This is a genomic window from Anaerococcus porci, from assembly GCF_009696575.1.
GTDB classification, from domain to species: domain Bacteria; phylum Bacillota; class Clostridia; order Tissierellales; family Peptoniphilaceae; genus Anaerococcus; species Anaerococcus porci.
Map to the genome: position 1 here is coordinate 1 of NZ_VULQ01000028.1, position 2,909 is coordinate 2,909.

General features: G+C 31.9%; 1 protein-coding gene. It reads left to right on the forward strand.

Going from position 1 to position 2,909, the window contains the following annotated elements:
* Window positions 1–2,909: DEAD/DEAH box helicase family protein (locus FYJ26_RS10685; protein WP_195837867.1), on the forward strand; the 2,909-nt coding region annotated here is incomplete at both ends.

A 2,909-nucleotide genomic window follows, 5' to 3' on the forward strand; every position in this document is an offset into this window, starting at 1 on the left:
ACTTGTGATGAAAAAGAGGACGAAAATCTAAAAGATTTAATGGATCTTGCAAGTAAGGAAATATCTTCAAATTCAAAATATGAAGAGGTTGAACTATTGGAAGATGAAGAATTAAGTCTTCCAGCAACAGACGATGTTAAAAATTTTTCCTACACTATTATTGACGAAGATGTCTACCTAAGAGAAAACTCAGTCTTAATTAAGCAGAATATATCAGATAAAAATAAAGAAAAGATTAAAGATTATCTTGATGTAATGAATGCTTTGAAAGATGTAATAGAAAAACAAAAGGACGATTTTTCTGATGAAGAAATAAAAGAGTCACAAGAAAAGTTAAATGAAGTCTATGATAACTTTTCAAAGAAACATGGCTTTATTAACTCCCTATCAAACACCAGAGCCTTAAAGGAAGACTCAAACTTTCCTTTAGTATCATCAATAGAAATACTTGATGATGAGGATAATTTCAAAGCTAAGAGTGATATATTTTCAAAAAGAACAATAACAAAGGCAAAAGTAGTAGACCATGTAGATACTTCCCTTGAAGCCTTAGTCTTATCTGTTTCACAAAAAGGATATGTAGATTTTGAATATATGGAATCTATCACTAATAAAGATAGGGACACCTTAATTGGTGAACTTGAGGGCGAGATATTTTTAGATATTAAGGACACAGACCTAATAAATAACAGAATGCCCTTTGAGAGCTTTGACAATGACGATCCATTTCATTTTTCATATGTATCGGCTGATGAATATTTAAGTGGTAATATCAGAGAAAAAATTGGCTACCTCAATTCATATATCGGAGAAATTGAAAATGTAATAGATTTAGCACCTTCTGAAAAGAAAGACACATTATTAAATGAGTTAGGCAAACTCAAATATCAGAGAGAAAAATTACAAGAAGTTATGCCTGAAGAACTCACTGCTTCTTATATAAATGTAAGGTTAGGAGCAACATGGATACCTCAAAAAGATATAGAAGACTTTACTTTTAACCTTTTAAAAACACGCGGGTTTCATAGGTGGAATATAAATGTTAGGTTTTTGCCACACACGAGTGAATGGAACATTGAAGGTAAAAGTGTTGACTCAACTAATGACCTTGCTAACATGACTTATGGTACAAGTAGAGTAAATGCCTATAAGCTAATTGAAAATGCTCTTAATCTAAAAGATACGAAGGTATTTGACCAAGTAATAAATGATGATGGTTCTAAGACTTCTGTATTAAATAAAAAAGAAACCATGCTTGCAAGTCAAAAGCAAGAACTGATTAAAGAAGAATTTAAGAATTGGATATTTGAAGATCCTGATAGAAGATATAAGCTAGAGAAGATTTATAATGAAAAATTCAATTCAATTAGAAATAGAGAATTTGATGGCTCTAACTTAACTTTTGATGGAATGAATACTGAAATCAGACTTCGAGAACATCAGAAAAATGCCATAGCAAGGACTCTATATGGTGGAAATACACTACTTGCCCATGTAGTAGGAGCAGGAAAGACATTTGAAATGGTAGCTTCTGCTATGGAATCTAAGAAGTTAGGACTTGCAAGTAAATCATTATTTGTAGTTCCTAACCATCTAACCACTCAAATTGGTAGAGAGTTTATGCAATTATATCCGTCAGCGAACATTATGGTGGCCGATAAAAAAGACTTTCAACCTAAAAATAGGAAAAGATTTATTGGTAGAATTGCAACAGGAGAATATGATGCAGTCATCATAGGACACTCTCAATTTGAAAAAATACCAATGTCCAAGGAATACCAGGTAAGTCATATACAAGATCAAATAGATGATATAGTTTCCTTTATTGATGAGAACAAAAGAAATAGAGGAGAAAATTTCACAGTCAAACAACTAGAAAAGACAAAGAAGAAACTCTTGGTAAGGCTTGAAAAACTAAATGATGATTTTAAAAAAGATGATGTTATAACCTTTGAAGAACTAGGAGTAGATAAGTTATTTATAGACGAAGCTCATAATTATAAAAACTTATTTTTGCATACAAAGATGAGAAATGTTGCGGGTATCGGTCAAAGTGAAGCCTTTAAGTCTTCGGATATGTATATGAAATGTAGGTATATGGATGAAACGACAGATGGAAAGGGAGTTGTATTTGCTACTGGTACACCAATATCAAATTCAATGACAGAACTTTATACCATGCAAAGATACCTTCAATATGATGATTTAAAGGCAAGAGGATTAGAACATTTTGACGCCTGGGCTTCTACTTTTGGAGAAACAGAAAACACCTTTGAATTATCTTCAGAAGGCACTGGATATAGGCAAAAAACAAGATTTTCAAAGTTTTATAACTTGCCAGAGTTGATGTCTATGTTTAAAGAAGTAGCAGATATAAAGACTTCAGATATGTTAAATTTACCAGTTCCTGAAGCAAATTTTGAAGTTATTAAAACAAAACCTACTGAGGAACAAAAAGAAATATTAACTAGCTTATCAGAAAGGGCTGATGCAGTTAGAAATAACCAAGTCGAACCAACAGAAGACAATATGCTAAAGATTACAAATGATGGTAAAAAACTTGCCCTTGACCAAAGATTAATAAATCCACTACTTCCAGATGATCCTAATTCAAAGGTAAATGTATGCGTTAAAAACGTCTTTAGTATCTGGGATAAGACAAAAGAAAAATCATCGACCCAATTAGTATTTTCAGATATGTCTACACCAAAAGGAGATGGAGAATTTAATATCTATGATGATATTAGAAATAAGCTAGTGAATATGGGAATACCTAAAGAAGAAATAGCCTTTATTCACGAAGCAGATACAGACAAACAAAAAGATGAATTGTTCTCTAAAGTAAGAAGAGGAGAAGTAAGAGTCTTATTAGGTTCTACTCAAAAAATGGGTGCAGGTACTAATGTACA